15 protein-coding genes and 2 pseudogenes are annotated in these 17,311 nt (G+C 64.5%); 11 read left to right on the top strand and 6 right to left on the bottom strand.

Annotation, left to right across the window (positions count from 1 at the left end; translation table 11 throughout):
- The first annotated feature begins 15 nt into the window (after positions 1–15).
- Complete coding sequence (locus AC3ANX_RS02285; protein ID WP_488335420.1) at positions 16–729, top strand: hypothetical protein; 714 nt, start codon at positions 16–18, stop codon at positions 727–729.
- Positions 729–1,388, top strand: a complete 660-nt coding sequence (locus tag AC3ANX_RS02290) for an EthD domain-containing protein (RefSeq protein WP_488335421.1) — start codon at positions 729–731, stop codon at positions 1,386–1,388. Before AC3ANX_RS02285 ends, AC3ANX_RS02290 begins: the two co-directional genes overlap by 1 nt.
- Here AC3ANX_RS02290 and AC3ANX_RS02295 read toward each other — a convergent pair.
- Entirely contained in the window at positions 1,366–1,551 is a 186-nt protein-coding gene (locus AC3ANX_RS02295) for a hypothetical protein (RefSeq protein ID WP_488337027.1), read from the bottom strand. The two genes, AC3ANX_RS02290 and AC3ANX_RS02295, sit on opposite strands and share 23 nt — an antisense overlap.
- On the opposite strand from AC3ANX_RS02295, the gene AC3ANX_RS02300 reads away from it, so the two are divergent.
- Positions 1,508–2,602 carry an MFS transporter gene (locus tag AC3ANX_RS02300; RefSeq protein ID WP_488336867.1) on the top strand — a complete coding sequence of 365 codons (1,095 nt, stop codon included), beginning with the start codon at positions 1,508–1,510 and terminating at the stop codon, positions 2,600–2,602. The genes AC3ANX_RS02295 and AC3ANX_RS02300 overlap by 44 nt on opposite strands.
- Positions 2,603–2,744: 142 nt before the next feature.
- On the opposite strand, the pseudogene AC3ANX_RS02305 reads toward AC3ANX_RS02300, so the two are convergent.
- Positions 2,745–3,789, bottom strand: a pseudogene (locus AC3ANX_RS02305) (IS3 family transposase); the annotation flags it as partial.
- 94 nt (positions 3,790–3,883) lie between these two features.
- Here AC3ANX_RS02305 and AC3ANX_RS02310 point away from each other — a divergent pair.
- Positions 3,884–4,830 (top strand): IS630 family transposase gene (locus AC3ANX_RS02310; RefSeq protein WP_488334225.1). Its coding sequence is split into 2 segments (ribosomal slippage): positions 3,884–4,220 and positions 4,220–4,830, totalling 948 coding nucleotides; the frame shifts between segments, so codons are not numbered across the junction.
- 15 nt (positions 4,831–4,845) lie between these two features.
- Here AC3ANX_RS02310 and AC3ANX_RS02315 read toward each other — a convergent pair.
- Positions 4,846–4,990 (bottom strand): annotated as a pseudogene (locus AC3ANX_RS02315) (transposase); the annotation flags it as partial.
- Positions 4,991–5,236: 246 nt separating this feature from the next.
- Here AC3ANX_RS02315 and AC3ANX_RS02320 point away from each other — a divergent pair.
- A complete protein-coding gene (locus AC3ANX_RS02320) occupies positions 5,237–5,383 on the top strand; it encodes a hypothetical protein (RefSeq protein ID WP_488335422.1) in 147 nt (48 codons plus the stop codon).
- 911 nt (positions 5,384–6,294) lie between these two features.
- Here the strand turns inward: AC3ANX_RS02320 and AC3ANX_RS02325 are convergent.
- The 3 genes from AC3ANX_RS02325 to AC3ANX_RS02335 all read right to left on the bottom strand — a co-directional run bounded on the left by AC3ANX_RS02325 (position 6,295) and on the right by AC3ANX_RS02335 (position 10,300).
- Complete coding sequence (locus tag AC3ANX_RS02325) at positions 6,295–7,185, bottom strand: NAD-dependent epimerase/dehydratase family protein (RefSeq protein WP_488335423.1); 891 nt, start codon at positions 7,183–7,185, stop codon at positions 6,295–6,297.
- A 100-nt stretch (positions 7,186–7,285) separates the two neighbouring features.
- Positions 7,286–8,194 carry a LysR substrate-binding domain-containing protein gene (locus tag AC3ANX_RS02330; protein ID WP_488335424.1) on the bottom strand — a complete coding sequence of 303 codons (909 nt, stop codon included), beginning with the start codon at positions 8,192–8,194 and terminating at the stop codon, positions 7,286–7,288.
- Between the two features lie 297 nt (positions 8,195–8,491).
- The gene (locus tag AC3ANX_RS02335) at positions 8,492–10,300 is read right to left on the bottom strand and encodes a methyl-accepting chemotaxis protein (protein ID WP_488336868.1); all 1,809 of its coding nucleotides are present in this window, start codon (positions 10,298–10,300) and stop codon (positions 8,492–8,494) included.
- A gap of 290 nt (positions 10,301–10,590) precedes the next feature.
- Here AC3ANX_RS02335 and AC3ANX_RS02340 point away from each other — a divergent pair, with 290 nt between their 5' ends.
- The 6 genes from AC3ANX_RS02340 to AC3ANX_RS02365 all read left to right on the top strand — a co-directional run bounded on the left by AC3ANX_RS02340 (position 10,591) and on the right by AC3ANX_RS02365 (position 17,310).
- Positions 10,591–11,961 (top strand): alginate export family protein, encoded by a 1,371-nt coding sequence (locus tag AC3ANX_RS02340; RefSeq protein ID WP_488335425.1) that lies wholly within the window; start codon positions 10,591–10,593, stop codon positions 11,959–11,961.
- Between the two features lie 346 nt (positions 11,962–12,307).
- Positions 12,308–13,939 (top strand): methyl-accepting chemotaxis protein, encoded by a 1,632-nt coding sequence (locus AC3ANX_RS02345; protein WP_488335426.1) that lies wholly within the window; start codon positions 12,308–12,310, stop codon positions 13,937–13,939.
- A gap of 89 nt (positions 13,940–14,028) precedes the next feature.
- Positions 14,029–14,346: an STAS domain-containing protein gene (locus AC3ANX_RS02350; protein ID WP_488335427.1), complete on the top strand. Its 318-nt coding sequence runs from the start codon at positions 14,029–14,031 to the stop codon at positions 14,344–14,346.
- Positions 14,343–14,708 (top strand): response regulator, encoded by a 366-nt coding sequence (locus tag AC3ANX_RS02355; protein WP_488335428.1) that lies wholly within the window; start codon positions 14,343–14,345, stop codon positions 14,706–14,708. Before AC3ANX_RS02350 ends, AC3ANX_RS02355 begins: the two co-directional genes overlap by 4 nt.
- Positions 14,705–16,819, top strand: a complete 2,115-nt coding sequence (locus AC3ANX_RS02360) for a chemotaxis protein CheA (RefSeq protein WP_488335429.1) — start codon at positions 14,705–14,707, stop codon at positions 16,817–16,819. The genes AC3ANX_RS02355 and AC3ANX_RS02360 overlap by 4 nt, the downstream gene beginning before the upstream one ends.
- Positions 16,816–17,310 (top strand): chemotaxis protein CheW, encoded by a 495-nt coding sequence (locus AC3ANX_RS02365; RefSeq protein WP_488335430.1) that lies wholly within the window; start codon positions 16,816–16,818, stop codon positions 17,308–17,310. Before AC3ANX_RS02360 ends, AC3ANX_RS02365 begins: the two co-directional genes overlap by 4 nt.
- Position 17,311 lies beyond the last annotated feature (1 nt).

Raw genomic sequence — 17,311 nt, forward strand, 5'->3', positions numbered from 1 at the left:
CAGGAGAATTGAGCAATGATCAAGATCTTCGACCTGCTGCGTCGCAACGACGGTGACGACCACGCAGCGTTCGTCACGGCGCTGACATCGGCTGCACAGGGGCTGGGCCAGGTGCCCGGCGTGCGCGGCTTCACTGTTCAGGAGGCGCTCCCGCTGCCTGCACGCAAGGACATCGTCCAGCTTTCGATCCCCGCCGACGTCGATGCCTTTGTCGAGATTTGGGCGGACGACCTCGATGCCTATCGAGACGCGATGGAGAGCGAAGCCGGCAGGGCCTGGCGCGCGCGCCGCAGGGAGGTGGTTGGTTCCGCGCGGACGCTGGTCCTCGACGAGCGTCCGATCATTGCGGTGCCAGGGGATCGCCCGCCGGCGCGCAACAACGCCTTTCTAACCCGCAACGCGCGCTTCCCGACAACGCAGGATTTCCTCGACGAGTGGCTGATCGGCCACGGCGACATGTGCCTGACGATCCCGTACCTCAAGGGTTTTGTGCCTTGCGTCGTTACGGATACGCTGGCGCAGCAGGACGTGCCCGAGCTGGAAATGGATGCGGTCGAGGGTATCGCGCAGGCGTACTTCGACACGCCTGAGGAAGAGTTGCTGATGATCCAGACGCCGGAAGCAAAGGTGTGGTTCGCCCATGGTGCGATCACCTTCGGGCTCATAAAGGCGTTTGGTGCGAAAGAAACCGCAGCGGCGATCCCGGCCGAAGCACAGGCGGTTTCGTGATGTTCAAGACGACTGGTCTTCAGGTTCGCAAGGACGGGCTTACCCACGAGCAATATGTCGATCATTGGCTTAATGTGCACGCACCTATGAGCGTCGGTGTCGAGGGGCTGTGCGGGTATGTTTCCAATGAAGTGGTGCTGGCCGGGCCGGCGATCGGACTTGCGGTAACGCACCCCGATTTCGGCGCGACGCTCGATGGCGTTGCGCAACTGCACTTCGAGACGGAGGACGGCATCGCCCGCATGGCGGAAGCGCCCAAGGTTCAGGATTGGTTCGGCGACGGCCCCAACTTCGTCGGGTTGCGCACGGGCTTCGTGGTCGAGGAGCACGTCACCGTTTCGCCAGGCAGCGGCGAAGCCCGCTTGCCATACAAGGCATTGTGTTTCGTAGCCGGTGGGGAAAGCCTCGACACAGCAATCGATGCTGCCGCGCCGACCAGCGGTGGGCTTGTCCGCTCGCGCGTCGCTGTCGTGACCGGATCGACCAATTTGCCCGGTTTCGAGGTGCCGCCAATCGACCGCGTGGTTGAGCTTTGGGCGACCGATGTCGATGCGGCCGTTGTGGCGGCAGGCGCTTTCCAGACTGCGCTTGCTGCAGCCGGTGAGCTTGTCGGCGTCGTGATTACGCGCGAGCGCGTCATCCAGCAGCCGCCGCAGTAACAATGGCGACACGGAACTCCTCGGAGTTTACGCGCCCGGCGATCCTCACCGCGATTGCCTGCGCGGTGGGCATGTCGGCCGGTCCGACGCCGATGGTGTCAGCGGTCGCCGGGCTGTTCATGAAGCCGCTCGCGGCCGAATTCGGGCTGAGCCGCACCGCCATTTCGGCGATCCTGCTGCTATCGCCGTTGGGGGTCGCGGTCTTCGCGCCGCTTGGCGGCCGCATGCTCGACCTGTACGGCGTGCGCCGCCTGTTGCTGCCGGTGGTGCTCGCCTTTGCAGGCGTGAACGCGGCGATGTGGCTGGTGACGCAGCTCTGGCAATATGTTCTGCTCGCTTTGGGGGTGTCGGCGTGCGTCGCCGTGCACTGCTACTCCTCCTACACCAAGGTGCTTGCGCAGTGGTTTGCGGCCAAGCGCGGCTTCGTGACCGGGCTTGCCATAGCGTGCGGGTCGGGTCTGGGTGCTGCCGTCATTCCCAAGCTCGTCCAGCCTTGGATCGCCGAACACGGCTGGCGTTTCGCTTATGTCGGCATCGCTGGAATTGTACTGCTCTGGGCCTTTCCGGTGCTGTTCCTGTTCCTGCGCGAGCGGCCCGTGATCGCGGCGGCGGACCGGAACACAACCGGAGCGAAGGACGGCATGACTCGTGCCGAGGCAATCCGCACGCGCGTGTTCTGGACGATTGCGATCGCCATGTACCTCGCACCGTTTGCGATCGTTGGAACGGTTGCACATCTTTTTCCGATGCTGACCGAACGGGGCGTTGCGCCGGAGTATGCGGCGACGACGCTGTCTTGCATCTATGTCGGCGGGATGATTGGCCAATTGAGCGTGGGCTATCTGCTCGATCGCGTCTCGCACCCGCGCGTCGTGCTGCCGTTCTTCGTCGGAGCGCTAGGCGGTGTGGTGCTATTGCACATCCTGCGGATTCAGAGCTTGTTACTGCCGGGGGCGGTTGCGCTCGGACTGGGGCAAGGTGCGGAGATGAGCATCCTGTCCTATCTCGCTACGCGCTATTTCGGGTTGGCGCACTACGGCGCGATCTACGGACGACTCTATGGTTTCGCTAATCTGGGGATCGCCAGTGGGCTGCTCTCCATGGGATTGCTGCACGACGCCACCGGCAGCTATCGCATGATGGGGCCGATCTTCGCCGTCGCTCTGCTGCTCGTCATCGGCGCTTTCGCAACATTGCCGCGCTACCGCTATTAAGAGTGGCAAGATCTGTGGCGATGCGGAAATGATCGGCTCCGCGTCCGCGGAGTCGAGCTTGACCTGCTTCCCACGAACCACGTCATGGTAAGTCAGCTCGTCAGATGGAGACGTGTTCTTGCTCCTATTTCGCCAGACAGGTTCAAGCGGTTGTTGAACCTAATACGCGGTGCTCGCGCGGCGAACGCATTTCCAGACCCGAGTGCGGGTGGTGTTCGTTGTCGTCCTCGAACCAGCCGGCGAGTGATGTCAAGGCGGTATGTGCGTCGGGCAGCGGTGAGACGCGGACGTATACGCGTTTGAGGGTGTGTACGAATGCTTGCGAGATGCCGTTGACTGCGGGCTTAGGGCAGGCGTGAAGCACGGCTTCAGCCCAGCTGCCGTGCAAAGATACGAGTTTCGCGAGCGGTATAAGCGGAGCGATTGTCGATCAGCATTTCGACCAGCGACATCGCGCGGGCCACCGAAGCGGACCTCTACGGCTTTCAGCATGATGTCGCGCACATCGGAACCGCTGATGCCGGCGTTGGCGACCCCGCGCCAGGCTCTCACCTTGCGGTGGTGCGCATCGATGATGAAGGCGGCTCGACGACCTGGCCGTTCCAGCACGTGAACTCGAGACCGTCTGAGCACCAGCACAGGTTTGGCCGTATGGTCACGACAACCTCGTCGTGCCGTAATCGGGCCGTTCGGTATAGCGCCGTGCCAGTAGCAGGCGGTTGACCGCGTTGATTCGGTAGATGCGCTTGTGGTTGACCGGTTCCGCTCCGTCCGCGGGGAGCTGACGGTTGAGGACCGCCGCAGTGCGGCGGTAGCCATCTGTTGGCCGCTTCGCGGCGATGTGCTGGATGAGCGGTGGCAGTTGCGCGTCGTTGGCCTTGGTATAGCGTCTGCGGGTCGCGATGCTGCCGGTGACGCGCTCGTACGCCGTCGAGCGTCATACGCCGACCGTGCTCGCCACAAGGCTCACCGAAAATCTTGCCGTAGCGGCGATCGCATGAGCAAGGTCGCTTTTTTGGGCGCGAACGATCGAGCGCTTCCTTGAGGATCTCGACCTCCAGCGTCTTCCGGCCGAGCTGGCGCTCAAGCTCGCGGATGCGGCTCTCCATCTCACGCAATTCGCGGTTGCTGGTCACGTCATCGTCGCGGGTGACCGCGACACTTCCGCCTTCGAGCATCAGCGGGCGCTAGAGCGGTTTTCGTCGGGGTTGAATCGTTGGGGATTCACACGGCACCCGTTTTCTGATTCACGATCCGTGCTGGCGAAGGAGGCCGGGATGGATGGGCCGAGCGTTATCGCGTGATCTTCGGGATCGTGTCATCGCTGCTGTCGAAAGCGGGGTGTCTTGCCGGCAGGCGGCAGAGCGGTTCGGCGTCAGCGCGGCAAGCGCGATCCGCTGGCGACAGCTGGTGCTCGCTCATGGCACGCCGGCGGCCAAGCCGCAGGGCGGTGATCGCCGAAGTCCCAAGATTGAGGACCATGCCGCCTTCATTCTGGAGGCGATCGAGCAGCAGCCGGATCCGACGCTGGCAGAGCTTCGTGGGATGCTGGCCGAGCGTGGCGTGAGCGTCAGCATCGCCACGCTCTGGCGCTTCTTCGCCCGCCACGGGATCACGCGCAAAAAAAGACCGGCCACGCGACGGAGCAAGATCGTCCCGACGTCCTGAAGCGTCGCGAGGAGTGGTTCGAGGGCCAGCTCGATCTCGACCCCGACAAGCTGGTCTTCATCGACGAGACCTGGGCGTCTACCAACATGGCGCGGCGCCATGGTCGCTGCCGGCGGGGCCAGCGCTTGCGCGCCGGCATCCCCTTCGGACATTGGAAGACCACGACCTTCGTCGCCGGCCTGCGCCGCACGGGCATGGTAGCACCCTGGGTGCTCGACGGACCAATGAACGCCGATGCGTTCCTCACCTACGTCACGCGCGTGCTCGTGCCGGAACTCGGCCGCGGTGACGTGGTCGTGATGGACAACCTGTCGAGCCACAAGGCGCCGGCCGTGCGAGCCGCCATCGAAAGCGTTGGCGCAACGCTCCTCTTCCTCCCGCCCTACAGCCCAGACTTCAACCCGATCGAGCAGGCCTTCTCCAAGCTGAAGGCGCACCTGCGAAAAGCGGCCGAGCGGACCGTCCATGGCCTATGGAACGCCATCGGTCGCATCCTCGATCTCTACTCGCCCCAGGAATGTGCCAACTACTTCGCCGCTTGCGGCTACGATGCAGACTGATCGAAAACCGCTCTAGCGGTACAGGAGATTGGGCGCGACGCCGTTTCGCCGGGCGACAATCGAGATGCTCTCGCGCCCGTCTCCTCGACGATCCTCAGCTTTTCCGCAGCGCTCCAGTGACGGCACCGAGGGCCATCCGTGATGATCTTATACAAGTCATAAGTCTATGCTGAGGAGCTATCCCTAAGCCTCAGTGTAAGGCGCAAATCTATCCAAGAAACGGGGGCAACCAAGGCAAGCGATGCGGCGAGGCCGATTCAACGGGGATCAGATTATTGGGGTACTGCACGCGCATGGGACTGGCGTAAAGACCGCCGAACTCTGCGGAAGCACGGCATCAGCGATGCGACCTTGTACCATTGGAAGGCGAAGTCACGGCGGCATGATATTGTCGGAGGCGGCGCGGTTGCGCACGCTCGAGGGCGAGAACCGGCGGCTGAAGAAGCTGCTGGCGGAGTCGATGTTGGACGTGTCGGCGCTGAAGGATCTGCTGGAGAAAAAAACTGACCCGGGCTGTGGATCGCTACGCTGCGGTGGAGAAGCTGATGGCTGATGGCGACTTTCGAGCGTCGTGCCTGCAGGCTGGTTGGGGTCAACGGGTCGGCGTGACAATGAGCAACGTGAGTGAGATCCTGCAAGAAGTGGTATCAGACCATCGGCGTAGTCGCTGAAAGCAAAAAATCTCCGTTGAGGTTCTAACGGCGCATCAAAGCTGCCATCGATGCTTGCAAATTGTGTGAGACAAAATGTGGGCTCCGCTCCAATCATCGCGTGGAAAAGCATAATAATGAGGTTTCTGGCTTAATCCTGGTGACTTCTACGGGAGGAAGAAGGGGGATCATCTTACGATGTCAAAGTAGGCGCTTTAATCAATTTGCCACAGAAAGCTATCGTCTCATCGCTTCTCGCAGCCCCGGGGGTATTGGTGGGGGTATTCTTCGGACGATATCTCTAAATTTGCTTTGAGATCATGAGGATAGATGGGCTGAAGAAGAGAGTTTGGTCCTGTCCCCGCAACCAACACCACGACACCTCAAACGCCCCCCCCCTCGCAAGAGCCGGGGGCGTTGTCATTTGCGGCGGGAAACAGCCGCCGGTCCTCAGCTTTAGAATACGTAGCTCAACCGTTCCGAGGCCTGTCTCCGGTCGCGCTCGCGGTAACTGTTGCGCTGGGGCGCGGGTCGCCGCTCGTTCGCGGTGGCCAGCGCCGGCCGGGCAGCCGACCTCAGGTCGATCAAGCGCTGTTGGCAGAGCCGATCATTCGCGCGGGGACTCTGCACCCGCGCTCTTCTCACCGGCGCTTGCAGGTTGATCCTATCGTCGCTCGCCGGGCCTCCGTAGGTTGAGTCGCGCAACCCAAACCTGGCCAGGATCTTCACTCCCCCCCCCCCAGCTACACCGCCCCTCGAAAACGCGACCCCGCGTTCAGCGGACTTGCATTCCGATCATCAAGACCGCTTGCGGTCAGGCTGTCGACGCAGCGTAGGAGCGCAGTTCATCCAGGATCGAACGCCGCGAGGGGCGCCAGCCAAGCTCGCGTTCGGCGCGTTCGCCCGAGACGACCTGATCGCACGCGATCGCGTCAGCGAAGCTCCCGAGCGCCTGCCGCGCCTCCTCCAGCGGCCATTCCGCCACCCGGCCCTCGGCGCCCGCGCCCTCGCTGGCGGCGCGTGCGATGTCGATCAGCGGGATGGCGGCACCGTGAGCGCCGTTGTAGATCGAGGCTGCCGGCGCCTTGTCGAGCGCGAGCAGATACAGGTCGGCGAGATCCTCGACATGTACGCACGTCCAGCGGTTCTGCCCGTCGCCGACATACCGCGCAGCGCCATGTTCTTGCGCCGAGCCGTACATCATCATCGTAGTCCAGGCGTGGTTGCCGTAAACCCAGGCGGGACGGATGATGATCCCGTGGACGCCATCGGCGTTGGCGCCGACAATGTCCGCTTCGAGGGCCTGGCGAAATCGCACGAGTTCCAGCGGATCGAGCGGGCTGTCTTCGGTTGCGGGCGTGTCGCCGGTGGCACCGTACAGGAAGCAGCCGCTCGTGTAGAGAAAGCGCTTGGACGTTCCGCGCAGTGCACCGATGATCGCGCGCGTCGCGACTTCGTCATAAGCCGCGCTGTCCTGGTCATTCGGCGAGGCGGCGTGAACGACCGCGTCGGCGCCTCGAACGGCGTTGGCGATGCTGTCCGCATCTTCCAGATCACCACGGGCCGCGTGATAGCCCATGTCGGTCAGCTTGCCCGCGCTCGCCTCCGAACGTGCAAGCCCGACTATCTCATGCCCCGCCGCCGCCAATCGACGTGCGACCGCACTGCCGATCAATCCCGTGGCCCCCGTTACCAATATACGCATGTCAGCACCTCATCGCCTCTACGCTGCGACGTAAAGCGGAACAGCCACCCGGCGTGAAATCGCGAGACATGATATCGGGTGATCGGTTTGGCCGATGGCGTCAGGCCGACGCGGCGATTCCGGCAATGCAATCGCGCAGCCAGGCCGTGGCGGGGTGATCATCCACTCGGCGATGCCACATCATCGCCAACGTCCAATCGGACAACGCGATCGGCGGTTCGTGCACGACCATGCCCGGATTGGCCGTAGCGAACCGCCGGGCGACCCGCGAGGCGAGCGTCGCGATCAAGTCGGTCTCGGCCACGACGAACGGCGCGACCAGGAACTGCGGTAAGCTCACCATGACGCGGCGTGCCAGCCCAAGCGCGGCAAGCTTGCGGTCGACCAGTCCCGTGCGATCTCCCTCGGGCGATATCAGCAGATGGGACGCCGCCGCGAACGCCTCGATGCCGGCCCCTTCCGCAAAGGCTGGGTGGCCGGGCCGCACGATGCAGGCGAAACCTTCGCGAAGCAGCGGGCGTGAAAGGATGCGTGCCGAGGCGTCGACGGGAACGCTGAGGGCAAGACTTGCCTCGCCGCTGTCGAGGAGATCGACGACTTCATCTTTGCCGAAAATGCCGCGGACCCGCACATCGAGGCGAGGGGCTTCAACCGCGAGCCGCGCCAGTAATGGGGGCAGCAAGACGAACGCGGCGTAGTCGGTCATCGCGATGGTGACGATGTGATCGGCCGACGCCGGATCGAAGCCATCGTCTCCCAGGACGGATCGCATGAGCCGGAGCGCGGACGAGATCGGGCCGGACAGATCATCGGCGCGGGGCGTCGGTTGCATCCCGGTTGGCGACCGCACGAACAATTCGTCGTTGAACACCTCGCGCAGTCGAGTGAGCGCACCGCTCATCGCGGACTGACTGAGACCGATACGCTGACCGGCACGGGTGACATGGCGCTCTGCGTAGAGGGCGTCGAATGCCTTCAGCAGATTGAGGTCGAATCCAGCTACGTCCATTGGACGGGCATAGGAGGATGAGGTCGGCCAGGAAAGCAATCGAGGGGTTCTCGAAAAAACCTCGTACTTCCCGCGTAATCGGCCGATCGGGGGCGGTGGACCGCCTGCCGGGCCGCCTTTGCGGTCGACATGAACGAATGGCCGATACGAAGGGGGCGGAACCCACTCCGTAACGGCCATGTATGATCTTCTGCGGACGAGCTGCCTCCTGCTGGATTGCAGCCCGCCCGCTTGAGAGGTGCTCTTGTTGAGGCGCAGCTATTGCGCGGTTTGGCGCTCATAGTGCGGGCGTTCCCGTCAGAACTGGCTCCAGTCGCCCTCGCTCGGTTCGACGGGCCGGGTGAGCGCGGCGACGGCGGCCTTGGGGAGCGGCTTGACCGGTGAGGTATAGCCTTGCGCCCGCGCGGGCGTGCGGCTGCGACCGGCGTCGACGCGGAAGCGTGCGGCCTGTTCGGTCAGCGCCTGCACCTCGCTGGTCAGGTTGCGCGCAGCGGCCGAGGTTTCCTCCACCATCGCCGCATTCTGCTGGGTCGACTGGTCCATCGTCGACACCGCCACCGAGATCTGCGTCACCGCCGCCGACTGCGCGATATTGTCCGCCGCCATCGTGTTGAGCAGCGCGTGAACCTGCGCGACATCGCCCGAGATCGCCGACAGCGCGCTGTCCACCTTCGTCACCGCCGCCACCGCGGTGACGATGTCGCCCTGCGTGACGGTGAGCTGGTCGCGCGCGCGCTTGGCCTCTTCCTCGGCGCGCATCGCCAGCGCCGAGACGAGATCGGCGACCACCGCGAAGCCGCGCCCCGCATCGCCCGCCCGGCCCGCCTCGACGGCGGCGTTCATGGCGAGAACGCGCGTCTGGAACGCGATCTTGTCGAGCCCCTCGATCACGTCGTCGATGCCCTTGGCGCTTTCGGACACACGGCCCATCGCGTCGACCGCTTCCTCCGCCACCGCGCGCCCACCCCCGACCGTCTCGATCGCCTTGTCGGCGCGTTCGACCGTGCGCGCAGCGGCGCTCGCGGTCGCCTTAAGCCGCGTGTCGATCTGCGTCAGCGAGGCGGAGGTCTCCTCCAGGCTCGCCGCATTGCCCTCGGTACGGCGCGCCAGATCCTCCGACGCCTGCGCGATCTCGCTCGAACCCGTGCGGATCTGCGCGGTGCTGTCCGACACCGCGCCGATCAGCTCACGCAGCGCATCGAGCGCTTCGTTGAAGTTGATCTTGAGCGCCGCATACGCAGCGGGGAATTCGGTGGTGATGCGCGTGGTGAGATCGCCCCCCGCCAGTTGGGTGAGACCGTCGCGAAGCGACGTCGTGACGATCTGCTGTTCCGCTGCCATCCGCGCGTCGGCTTCGGCGCGGGTTGCCGCAGCCTGCCGGAACATCTCGACCGCTTCCGCCACCGCACCAAGCTCATCCTTGCGGCCGAGGAACGGGACATCGGCCTTGCCGCCCTCGGCCAGCGTCTTCGTAACCGAGGATAGGCGGCCGAGCGGTGTGGACACCGTCTTCATGATGAGCAACCAGATCCCGAACAGCGATCCCATCGCGATTATCAGCAGCGCGAGCGTGAAGAACAACGCGCCGCGCGTCGTGGCGATGCCGGCCTGGTTGCTTTCGGCAGAACGCTTCATGTGCAGATCGAGCAGCGCGCCCGTATCCTTGAGGGCCGTCTGCGAGACCGACTTGCCGGCCCCCTTGACCAAGGCCAGTGCTTCCGCGTCGTTCCGATCCTTGGTAAGCTCGAAGATACGATCGTCGATCGTGTTCAGTTCGGTGATCTTGCCTCTTAGTGCGACGAGATCGGGCGCGAACTGCCCAGCCAGGGGCGTATAGTCGGCTAGCGCCTTGTCGAGCTCGAGCTTGTTCTTCGCGAACCGCTCGTTCATCTTCTCGCGCTCGTCCGGCGTCGCGGCATTGAGCTGCGAGAACACGATGATGCGGTGCTCGCGCAAGTCCGACATAAGTCGGCCGAGCGCTTCGGTGCCGGCGATCCCGCGCTGAACATGCGTGTTGGCGATCTTCGAAAGTGCCTCGTTCGAAACGACACCGGTTACGCCGAGGGCCATCGTCATCACGCCGATGACGGAAAAGGCGACCATCATCTTTTTCGAAAGCTGCCAGTCGTCGATCGAAGCCACAGAAAACCTCCTTAGAAACGCAAAGCGGTCAGGGCATGCGCACGCGGATGCCAGCGTCAGCACGAGACCGTACACCGCTCATTTTAGGAGGGATGCTGCCGTTCCGGGCAATCCGGCGCTTTTCTCTCGAACATAAAGGCCGACGAAGGACATTCCGGTGGGTCGGCGACCGGTCGGCATGTGGCGTGCCGCTCGTTCCGAACACCAGTCTTCGTACCGCATCCTATAATGATCCTGAATTTCAGGAATATGCGATGCCGATACACCTCAACTCACCGGGTAAATGGCCGGCTGCATTTACCGCGCTCGTCGTCTGTGCGTGGGCGAGCCCCGCGTCCGCGCAAGCTGCGGAGGGTCTGACGGTCGACGGCGCGGTGCGCGTTCGCGTGGAGGCGCTCGATGGGCAGTTCAGGCCGAATGTGGTGCGGTCCGATGCGCTGGTGACGATCCGTAGCACGCTTGCGGCCTCGTATCGATGGAACGCCCTGCGCATCGGCGGCGAAATCCTCGACACGCGTGCTTACGCTGAAGACGCGCGATCATCGCTTGATACCAAGGACGAAGACGCGCTCGAACCGTTACAGGCGTATGTGGCCCTGGACCTCAAGGATGTGGCGCAGAAGAACGACACGGCGTCGTTGACCGCCGGGCGCTTCACCATGGACATCGGCTCGGAGCGGCTCATCGCGCGCACGGACTATGGCAACGTGCACCAGAGCTTCCTGGGCGGGATGCTCGACTGGCGGAGCAAGGCGAAGGATCGCATCGTCGCGTTCTGGGTTCGCCCGTTCGTCACCTTGCCCAATGATGGCCGGGACATTCGCGCGAACCGCATCGAACTCGACCGGGCAGCGCGCGGGCTTCAGTTTTTCGGCGCCAGCGCGACGAAGGCGAACATGCTCCGAGGGGTCAGCGGCGAGGCCTATCTCTACCGCCTGATCGAGCGGGACGTGAGCGGCCAGGCGACCCGTGATCGCCGTATCACCAGCTTCGGGGTACGATTGCGCCGGGCGCCGCGGCCATCAAACGTGGACGGGGAACTGGAGGGCATCCTGCAACGTGGCTTAGCGCGCGCCTCGGCCGCCGCGGGCGACACGCATGATCTGAGCGTGCGCGCGAGCTACGTTCACGCCGAAATCGGCTGGACGCAGCAGGCGCGATGGACGCCGCGTGCGTCCCTGCAATGGGATTACGGCAGCGGCGACGGCGCCGTCGCGGGGCGGTACGGCCGGTTCGACAGCCTGTACGGCGCACGCAGGTTCGATATCAGCCCCAGCGGCCTGTACGGCGCGGCGAGCCGGTCCAACCTCATCTCGCCGGCGCTGCGGGTCGAGGTCAAACCTTCCAAGCGGTTCGATCTTTCCACCACCATTCGCGGCCTGTGGCTGGCCGAGCGGACCGACAGTTTCGGCGCGACCGGGGTGCGCGACAGGAGTGGCCGCTCGGGCGACCATGCGGGTACGCAGGTGGAGATACGGGCGCGTCGCTCTCTCATCGCGAACCGCCTGAAACTCGAAGTGGGCGGAGACGTGCTGATGAAGGGCCGGTTTTTGCGGGATGCGCCGAACGCGCCTCGCACCGGCGATACACACTACGGATATGTGGAAATCGCCGCCGCTTTTTGAGCGTCGCACATCCTCAGGGCATGTCGGCACCATACCCGTTTCGGGTCAAAGCAGGGGGGGCTGTCTCCGGGGTGCCCGGATGTTTTCATACAATAGGTGAGCAGAAGCAGATGAGGCGGCGGAACGACGATGATTGGCGATACCGCTTCGTTGCAACCGTCCCATAGCCGACGTGCTTGCTTCGGCTGGGCGATCCCGGCGGGCGCGCTGGTTCAGCGTGCCGGGCCTTTGCCGGGTTCCTTCATCGTCCAGGGTTCGCGCGCGGCGCTTGCTGCGCCGTCCTGGGCGCATCGCACCCTGATGATCGCGGCAGCCAATGCAAGCTGTTCGCCACGGTCGGAGTAGAATGACAATGCCGCTTTTCTCGTTGAACTCGCTCCGCCAGACCGGAATGCGCCTTCTGTTCGCCACCACGGTCCTGTTGTGCGCTACCGTCGCGATCGCGGACGTGGCGAACACGGGGATGCCGGGGGTGCCGACGCTGCTGGCGCTGGCGATGCTCGTCGCGCCGGCCAATCTCGCCCTCACCGCCCGCACCGGACCGGAAGCGCGGCTGGTGATGAGCATGACGGTCGTCGCCGTTCCCGCCCTGCTGCTCTACACGGCACGAGGGAGCCTGTGGCAGACCGATCTTCATCTCCTGTTCTTCGCGGCGGTCGCGATGGTCGCGATCCTGTGCGACTGGAAAGCCATTGCGGTCGCGACCGGGGTGGTCGCGGTCCACCATCTGCTGTTCGGCCTGGTCGTGCCGGCCTGGGTGTTCGAAGGCGGCAGCTCGATGTTGCGGGTACTGCTGCACGCGGCGATCCTGTCGGCGGAGGCGGGAACGCTGATGTGGATCGTCCACAAACTCACCTGTCTGCTCGACGCGGTGGCGCAGCAGGCCACGGAACAGGAGCGTTTGCAGGCAGAGGTCGCCGAGGAACGCGCGGAGCGGATGCGCGAGCTCGAGGTTGCCGTGACCGCGCTTCAGCAGGGCCTGTCCAACCTGGCGCAAGGCGATCTGACCGCGCGGGTGACGGCGGACTTCCCCGCTGCGTACGCGGCGCTCAAGGTCAATTTCAACGAAGCGCTCGATGCGCTGCGCGAGCTGATCGGCGCGGTGTCGGACAGCACCGCGCAGATCCGCACGGGTTCGAGCGAGATCGCGCAGGCGTCGGAGGATCTGGCGCGCCGTACCGAGGGCAATGCGGCGAGCCTGGAGGAGACCTCCGCCTCGCTGACGCAGATCGACACGCGGCTTAAGGCGACCGCGAGCGCCGCTGCGCGCACGGTCGAACGCGCCGACAAGGCGATCGAGACGGTCGGGGGTGGGCGCGCGGTGGCGGAGGAAGCGGTCGACGCGATGGGCCGTGTGTCCGAAAGCGCCAAGGGCATCGACGACGTGATCGAGGGGCTCGACAAGATCGCGTTCCAGACGCGCGTTCTCGCCATGAACGCCGCCGTCGAGGCGGGCCGGGCGGGCGATGCGGGGCGCGGCTTCGCGGTGGTCGCCGATCTCGTCTCGGCGCTGGCGATGCGCGCCGAGGAAGAGGCCAAGCGCGCGCGCGACCAGCTCACCGTCACGCAGGGCGACATCGTCACCGCGGTGGCGGCGGTGACGAAGGTGGACAGCGCGCTGTCGGCGATCTCGGGCGATGTCGCGCAGGTTCACGCGCTGCTCAACACGATGGCGGCGGACAATATCGCGCAGTCGGCGGCGGTGACGCAGATCTCGGTGGCGGTGTCGACGATGGACCAGTCGACCCAGCAGAATGCGGCGATGGTGGAGGAAACCTCGGCCGCTGCGCGCAACCTGACCAGCGAGGTGCAGGCGCTGACCGAACAGGCCGCACGCTTCCGCGTCGACGCCGGTCGCAGCCGCACGCCCGCGCGGGCGCAAGGCTATACCTCACCGGTCAAGCCGCTCCCCAAGGCCGCCGTCGCCGCGCTCACCCGGCCCGTCGAACCGAGCGAGGGCGACTGGAGCCAGTTCTGACGGGAACATGCCCGGTAAGCACTTTAATCAACAGACAGGCGCGTCATCCTTGAAAAGCAAGGTATTCGGTGACGTGTATGAGGTTTGAAATGGATCTGAACTCATCTGCCGGCGACATTGCCAGAGTACACCTTCCCGTCAACGGCAAGACAGTGGATGCTGAAGACCTACAGGTCCGGTTCGTCATCGCTGCCGACACGGCAGAGAGCATCGAGATCGACGCCAGCGGGGTCGAGACTGTCGGGCAAGCCGTTCTTCAGGTCCTGATCGCAGCATACGCGGAGGCGGAGAGCCATGGCAGAGAATTCATGTACATAAACCCAAGCGAGGCGTTCATCGAGCGGGTGACGAAATGCCATCTGTCCAAGGCGATTGGCCTCAACCTTGAAAGGGGGGACTTCCGTTGAGCAAGTTGATTCTGACCGTTGACGATTCATCGAGCATGAGAATGCTGCTGAAGGCCTCGCTCAACGCGCAAGGATATCGCATCGAGGCCGCCAATGACGGCGCGCACGGGCTCGAACGTATGCGCGAGGTCAATCCCGACCTGCTCATCACCGACATCAACATGCCGGTCATGGATGGCTTCGAGCTGATCGAGGCGGTCCGTTCGCTCCCACAGTTCCGCGGTACGCCGATCCTCGTCCTGTCGACCGAGTTTTCGGATGAGAAGAAGGGACGCGCGCGCTCGGCTGGGGCGACGGGCTGGATCACCAAGCCGTTCGAAGCCGCCAAGCTGGGGGCGGCGATCCGCCGCGTCTGCCCGTGAGTGACGAACTCGACGAAATTCAGGCGATCTTCTTCGAAGAATGCGCCGAGGGACTGGCCACCGCTGAACAGGGCCTCTCGCAGATGGCGGCCGGGGATACGTCGCCCGATGTGATCGCCCGCGTCTTTCGCGCCGTGCACTCGATCAAGGGTGGATCGGGCGCATTCGGCCATTCGGCGCTCCTCGCTTTTTCGCACCGCTTCGAAAACGTCCTGGACGAGGTTCGCGCCGGGCGTGTTCAGCCCTCGGCAGACGTCACCCAGGTGATGCTGGCCGCGTTCGACATCCTCTCGGATCACGTCGGCTGTGCTCAGGGGTTGGGCAGCGTACCCGATGACGCGGCCGTACTGGCGGCGCTCGACCGGGTGCTGGCTGGCGATGCGGCTCCAGCCACGACCCCGCCCCTAGCGGCAGTCAGCGCTGCGGAGGCTGACGATTTCGGCTTCGTGCCCGTCGCGGCTGCTTTCGACGATCTGGATATGTTCGACTTCACGCCGGTGCAGGTCGTCCTCGACGACCTTGCCGCGCCATCGCCGTGGCGTATCCGTTTCACGCCGTCGCGCGCGGCGATGGCGAACGGGGCCGAGCCGCTGCTCGTGATCCGCGAAGTCGAGGGGCTCGGCGGCAGCATCGTGGCGGTCGATTACGACACGGTTCCAAGCTTGCGCGATCTCGATCCCGAGGCGGCGCATCTTGGCTGGACGATGAGCGTGCCCGGCACCGTCTCCAAGGCGGATCTTGACGAATGTTTCGACTTCGTCGCGCCTGACTCGACCGTCGAGATCGTCCGCGAGGTCGAAGAGGCCGCGCCGATCGAACCCGACTGTGCAGCGATCGAGGCGCAGGCCATACAGGCACCCGTAACAGCGCCGGCGGTGGTCGCCGCGCCCGCTGCGGGGAAAGCCGCCGACGCCGCGCCGTCGTCGCAGACGATCCGCGTGGATCTCAGCAAGCTCGATCTTTTGCTGAACCTCGTCGGCGAACTGGTCATCCGAAACTCGATCCTGGCCGATCGACTTGCGCCGAAAGATCAGGAACGTGTCGAGCTTCCGGAACTGGCGCGGCTCACCCGCCAGATTCAGGACAACGTCATGTCGCTGCGCGCGCAGCCGATCCGTCAGGCGTTCAGCCGCGTGCCGCGCATGCTGCGGGATCTCTGCGCCGAGACCGGCAAGCAGATCCTGCTTGAGACGAGCGGTGAAGGGACGGAAGTCGACAAGGGCGTCATCGAGAAGATCGGCGATCCTCTCACCCACATGATCCGCAATGCGGCGGATCATGGCATCGAACCACCGGACGAGCGCGTCGCCCGAGGCAAGCCGCGCGAGGGCACGATCCACCTTTCCGCCGAACAGAAAGGTGCGCGCATTTTCGTGCGCGTCTCGGACGACGGCCGTGGCATCGACCGTGAGCGCGTGCGCGCCAAGGCGATCGAGAAGGGCATCATCGCGGGCGATGCGCAGCTGTCGGATGAGGAGATCGATCAGCTTATCTGCGCGCCGGGATTCTCCACCGCCGACACGATCTCCAACATCTCGGGGCGCGGCGTCGGCATGGACGTCGTCCGCTCCAACGTCGAGGCGCTTGGTGGCCGTGTCGAGATCAGCTCCACGCCCGGATCGGGTACGACGTTCACGATGATCCTGCCGCTGACGCTCGCCATCCTGGACGGGATGATCGTGCGCCTGGCCGGACAGCGCTTCGTCCTGCCGCTCGTCAACGTCATAGAGGCCGTGCGGCCTGAACTGGGTCAGGTCCGTCCCATGACACCGACGACCGAAGTCATCGATATCCGGGGCAACTACCTCCCGGTACGCCGTCTCGCCGAGACGTTCTGCCCGGGAGCGAACGACCGGCGTTCCCCCGAAGACAGTCTGGTCATCATCGTCGAGAGCGAGGGTGCCGGGCACGTCGGCCTGCTGGTCGACACGATCGACGGTCGCCGTGAGGTGGTCATCAAAAGCCTCGACCAGAATCTCCATCCGATCCGTGGGTTGAGCGGCGCCACCATCCTCGGTGACGGCTCGATCGCGCTTATCCTCGACGTGGAAGCGCTGGTCGCCAGCACGCCCGCAGTTACCCGTCACCCTGCGAAAGGACTTGCAGCATGAACAGCGTCGCTTCCTCCAGCGAAAGCAAGATCATCACCTTCTCGCTTGCGGAGCAGACCTTCGGCATCGACATGACGTCGGTCGTCGAAATCCGGGAGTGGGAGGCGCCGACGCCGCTGCCCGGCGTCCCGAGCTACGTCAAAGGCGTCACCAACCTGCGCGGTACTGTCATTCCTGTGGTGGGATTGGCGGAGCGGCTGGGCTGGACCGCGAGCGTCATCCATTCGCGGTCCTGCGTTCTCGTCGTGGACATCGCCGGCAAACAAGCCGGATTTCTGGTCGATGAGGTCGCTGACATCGTGCCGGTGAAGAAGGAGGATGTTCAGCCCGCCCCCGATACCGACATCGACGAGCCGGGCGTCATCGCCGGTCTCGTTCAAATCACCGCCCGCGCCGCGAACGGCAAGGCCGGTGTGAAGGACGGTACGATGGTTCTGCTGCTCAACCTGGAGACGCTCAGCCTGTCGTCTTCCATGCCTCTGGCAGCCTGAT

This window comes from Sphingomonas sp. BRN-1R (genome assembly GCF_057748035.1).

Coding starts and splice junctions, on each gene's coding strand:
- AC3ANX_RS02335 (WP_488336868.1), bottom strand. CDS start 10,300: ATGATGGTCGCCTTTTCCGTCATCGGCGTGATGACGATGGCCCTCGGC.
- AC3ANX_RS02300 (WP_488336867.1), top strand. CDS start 1,508: ATGAAGCCGCTCGCGGCCGAATTCGGGCTGAGCCGCACCGCCATTTCG.
- AC3ANX_RS02345 (WP_488335426.1), top strand. CDS start 12,308: ATGACAATGCCGCTTTTCTCGTTGAACTCGCTCCGCCAGACCGGAATG.
- AC3ANX_RS02365 (WP_488335430.1), top strand. CDS start 16,816: ATGAACAGCGTCGCTTCCTCCAGCGAAAGCAAGATCATCACCTTCTCG.
- AC3ANX_RS02340 (WP_488335425.1), top strand. CDS start 10,591: ATGCCGATACACCTCAACTCACCGGGTAAATGGCCGGCTGCATTTACC.
- AC3ANX_RS02330 (WP_488335424.1), bottom strand. CDS start 8,194: ATGGACGTAGCTGGATTCGACCTCAATCTGCTGAAGGCATTCGACGCC.
- AC3ANX_RS02295 (WP_488337027.1), bottom strand. CDS start 1,551: ATGGCGGTGCGGCTCAGCCCGAATTCGGCCGCGAGCGGCTTCATGAAC.
- AC3ANX_RS02325 (WP_488335423.1), bottom strand. CDS start 7,185: ATGCGTATATTGGTAACGGGGGCCACGGGATTGATCGGCAGTGCGGTC.
- AC3ANX_RS02285 (WP_488335420.1), top strand. CDS start 16: ATGATCAAGATCTTCGACCTGCTGCGTCGCAACGACGGTGACGACCAC.
- AC3ANX_RS02350 (WP_488335427.1), top strand. CDS start 14,029: ATGGATCTGAACTCATCTGCCGGCGACATTGCCAGAGTACACCTTCCC.
- AC3ANX_RS02290 (WP_488335421.1), top strand. CDS start 729: ATGTTCAAGACGACTGGTCTTCAGGTTCGCAAGGACGGGCTTACCCAC.